Genomic DNA, 4,474 nt, shown 5'->3' with positions numbered 1-4,474 from the left:
CCGTGCTTGTCGGCATCAAAACTGTCGTCCAGGATCAGGCAGTTGTCCTGGTCGGATTTGGCGGTTTGTTCGCTGCGTGCTTGCGAACCTGCTGCTACCCACACATAGGGTACCGGTGCAGGGCCCAGCAAACCTTCGGCCAGCTGAATCAGGCGTGTGGTCAGTGCATCGGTGATGGTGGTGATGATGTGGCCCGTGTCGTAGGCGCTGGTGTGTGCGGCAGCCAGCTGCTGTTGCATGGTCCGCACTTTGGCGCTGATTTTGACCAGGCCTTCGACGCTGGTTTGGTGATGAATGTCGCTGGACAGATAAACGGGAGAGGTGCCGTGCTGACGGGTCAGGTCTGTTGCGGTGAGCATGCCCACAATGCGCTCGCCATCCATCACCGGAACGTGGTGGATGTTGTGTCGTGCCATCATCAGCAAAGCGTCAAAAGCGGTGCTGTTGTGGTCGAGGGTTTTGGGGGTGAGTGTGGCGATGTCGCTGACAGGGCGGCTCACATCCACGCTGGCGGCCAGGGCGCGATTACGCATGTCGCGATCGGTGACCAGCCCCACCAACTGGTTGTTTTCGGTGAGCATGATGGAGGACACGCTGCGCTCGCGCATGGCCTGCGCCACCTGCAAAATGCTCAGGCTGGGCGGCAGGGTGATGGGCTGGTGCCGAACCAGGCTGTGCAAGGGGCGGCTGAGCAGGCTGATTCCTTCTGATGCGCTGGGCGCTGTGGCCTGTGAGGGTTTGCCGGGCAGCATGCCCGAAAGAGGGACGGGGAAAAAGGGCTCCAGTGCCGGGTCGGTTTGCAGCAAAGCCTGCACAAGCGCAGTGGGTACCTGCAGCAGGTGGGCATCCGTACTGGCCTGCGCGCTGCATTGTTGTTGCAGCGTCATGGCGGTCATGCCTTGGCCGAAAGACTCGCCGGCATACATGGCGTGGGTGTGCTGACGTTGGGCGTTGTGCAGGTTGATTCGTCCTTCCAGGATCAGCCACAGGGCGTCGGGCCATTCGCCTGCTTGGGCCAGGGACTGACCACGTTCAAGTTGCAGCTCTTGGCTGCCTTGCATCAGGCTGCGGCGAGTGGAGGCGCTGAGCAAGCCCCAGATACGGTGGGCGCTGAGCCATTGTCCAAGGTCGAAAGCGGGCAAAGTCATGGGCGTGCAAATGCGAACAGGGAAAAGTTCATTTTGGCAGACTGACCGCAGACTGGGCAAAGGGAATGTCCCAGCCCTGATCCGGATCAAGTTTTCACCTGAAAACCCTTGGCGCACAGCCGCTGCGAAGGACCTCTAGAATGTTTGGCCTCAGCCTCTAGAGAGTCACCATGTCCCAAGGCCAGATCCGCATCCGTGGCGCCCGCCAGCACAACCTCAAAAACCTTGACCTCGACATCCGCACGGGTGAACTGACGGTGGTCACCGGCCCCAGTGGCTCAGGCAAATCGAGTCTGGTGTTTGACACGCTGTACGCCGAAGGACAGCGGCGTTACGTCGAAACCTTCAGCGCTTATGCGCGCCAGTTTCTGGACCGGATGGACAAGCCGGCAGTGGACAAGGTCGAAGGCGTGCCCCCGGCCATTGCGATCGACCAGACCAATCCGGTGCGCAGCTCGCGCTCCACCGTGGGCACCATGACCGAGCTGAACGACCATCTCAAGCTGCTGTTCGCCCGGCTGGGTCAGCTGTTTGACCGTGACACCGCCCAGCCGGTGCGGCACGACAGCCCCGAAACCATTTACGCCGAACTGCAGCGCCGCGCCGCCGAAGCTGGGGACCCGCGCCTGTACCTCACTTTTCCGGTCGAGCTGCCATCCAACACCACAGCCGAGCAGGTCGAGCAATGGCTCTCGGCCAGTGGCTTCACCAAGGTGCAGGCCGAGCGTGAAGTAGCCACACCCACCGGGCCGCGCAAAGTGCTGGACGTGGTGGCCGACCGCTTCCGCCTGTCCAATGCTGAAAAGGCCCGTGTGGTCGAAGCGATCGAAGTGGCACTCAAGCGCGGCAGCGGCCGACTCAATGTTTATGTAGAGAAACCGGGGTCGGATCCCGATTTTGCGCAGCAAAACTCGGGCTCTGACCCCGGTTTCTCGGTCTGGCGCTTTTCCACCGGCCTGCATTGCCCCGACAGCGACCTGCGCTACACCGACCCGACCCCCTCGATGTTCTCGTTCAACTCGGCGGTAGGGGCCTGTGAGGCCTGCCGTGGCTTTGGTCGGGTGATCGGTGTGGACTATGGCCTGGTGATTCCTGACGACAAGCTCACCTTGCGCGCTGGCGCCATCAAGACCATCCAGACGCCCGCCTGGAAAGAGTGCCAGGACGACCTGATGCGCCATGCCGAGACGGCCGGCATTCCGCGCGACACGCCATGGGCCAAGCTGACCGAAGCGCAAAAAGATTGGGTGATCAAAGGTTCGCCCAACTGGAACGGCAAGTGGAACCAGCAGTGGTACGGCATTGCGCGTTTCTTCGAGTACCTGGAAAGCAAGGCCTACAAGATGCACATTCGCGTGCTCTTGTCCAAGTACCGCAGCTACACCGAGTGTCCGACCTGCAGCGGCGCGCGCCTCAAGACCGAGAGCCTCTTGTGGCGCATCGGTTCCAAGGACGATGCCGATGCGGTGCTGGATCCGGCCAAGCGCTTCATGCCCGCCGGTGTGAAGTGGTCACGCGAGCAGCTTGAAGCCCTGCCGGGACTGAGTTTGCACGACACCATGCTCATGCCGATCGACCGGTTGCGTCGATTCTTTGACCGCATGAGTGCCAGTGCCGTCGCACAAGCTTCGCAGGACGCAGAGGCCCAGGCCCTCAAGCTGTTGCTCGAAGAAATCACCACCCGCCTCAAATACCTGTGCGATGTGGGCATCGGCTACCTCACGCTCGACCGCCAGAGCCGCACCTTGAGTGGTGGCGAGGTCCAGCGCATCAACCTCACCACCGCGCTCGGCACCAGCCTCGTCAACACCCTGTTCGTGCTCGATGAGCCCAGCATCGGCCTGCACCCGCGCGACATGCACCGCATCACCCAGGCCATGCTGCGCCTGCGCGACGCGGGCAATACGCTGGTGGTGGTGGAGCACGATCCTGCCGTCATGTTCGCTGCCGACCGCATGATCGACATGGGCCCCGGCCCCGGCGAGCGCGGTGGTCAGATCGTCTTCGACGGCACCACCGAAGCACTGCGCCGCGCCGACACCCTGACGGGGGCTTATCTGGGTGCGCGCAAGCAGGTCGGCCTGGGCCTCAAGCGCATGGTCACCGACAGCACGCCGCGCCTGATCCTTGAAGGCGCACGCGAGCACAACCTGCAAAACGTCTCGGTGGACTTCCCTCTGCAGCGCCTGGTCACCGTCACCGGCGTCAGCGGCTCGGGCAAGTCCACCCTCATTCAGGACGTGCTGGCCCCGGCGCTCATGCGCCACTTCGGCAAGGCCACCGAATCGCCCGGCGCCCATGACCGACTGCTGGGCGCGGACCACCTGAGCGATGTGGTGTTTGTGGACCAGTCGCCGATTGGGAAAACAGCCCGCTCCAACCCGGTCAGCTATGTGGGCGCCTGGGACGCGATCCGCGAAATCTTCGCCACAGCACCCGAGTCGCGGCAACGCGGCTACACCGCCAGCAAGTTCAGTTTCAACAGCGGCGACGGCCGCTGCCCCACCTGCGGCGGCTCGGGTTTCGAGCACGTGGAGATGCAGTTTTTGAGCGACGTCTACTTGCGTTGCCCTGACTGCGATGGCAAGCGCTACCGCCCTGAAATCCTTGAGATCAAGATCGAGCGCCAGGCGATTGGCGGTCAGCCCCGCTTGCTCAACGTCTCCGACATCCTCGAACTCACCGTCAGCGAAGCGGCGGCCCTGTTTGCGCAAGACCGCGAAGTCATCCGTGCCCTGCAGCCCATCGTCGATGTGGGCCTCGAATACGTCCGCCTGGGCCAGCCCGTGCCCACGCTCTCGGGCGGTGAAGCGCAACGCCTCAAGCTCGCCGGCTTTCTGGCCGAAGCGGCCAAGAGTGCCAGCAACAGCCGCCAGAGTTTGGCGCGCAAAGGCACGCTGTTCCTGTTTGATGAACCGACCACCGGCCTGCACTTCGACGACATCGCCAAGCTCATGCGTGCCCTGCGCAAGCTGCTGGAAGCCGGTCACTCGCTCGTCGTGATCGAGCACAACCTCGATGTGATCCGCGCCAGCGACTGGCTGATCGACTTGGGGCCAGAAGGTGGCGAGGGCGGCGGTCTGGTGGTGGCCGAGGGTACGCCCGAAGATGTGCGGCAACACCCGACGTCGCACACGGGTGCTGCGCTGCGAGACTATGCGGAGGCGATGGGGCAGGCCGTGACTGTTTCCGAGCGTCTGGCTCCATACGGCAGCGAGGCTACGGGATCGGAGAAATGGGGGTCGGATCCCGATTTCTCGCAGAGAAACTCGGGCTCTGACCCCCAATTCTCTGCTTTGCGCAGCAAAGCGCAGGAGCCCGCCGAA

2 protein-coding genes are annotated in these 4,474 nt (G+C 63.1%); one reads left to right on the top strand and one right to left on the bottom strand.

All coding sequences use genetic code 11. The features are described 5' to 3' along the window. Positions 1–1,148: CBS domain-containing protein (locus AAFM15_RS09595; RefSeq protein ID WP_341686494.1), on the bottom strand; the 1,148-nt coding region annotated here is incomplete at its 3' end. A gap of 170 nt (positions 1,149–1,318) precedes the next feature. Here AAFM15_RS09595 and uvrA point away from each other — a divergent pair. Then, a partial coding sequence (gene uvrA, locus AAFM15_RS09590; RefSeq protein ID WP_341686493.1) for an excinuclease ABC subunit UvrA occupies positions 1,319–4,474 on the top strand: 3,156 nt, incomplete at its 3' end.

The sequence above is a fragment of the Limnohabitans sp. genome (assembly GCF_038134685.1).
Taxonomy (GTDB): domain Bacteria; phylum Pseudomonadota; class Gammaproteobacteria; order Burkholderiales; family Burkholderiaceae_C; genus Limnohabitans_A.
This window is presented reverse-complemented; position numbering and strand designations above follow the sequence as displayed.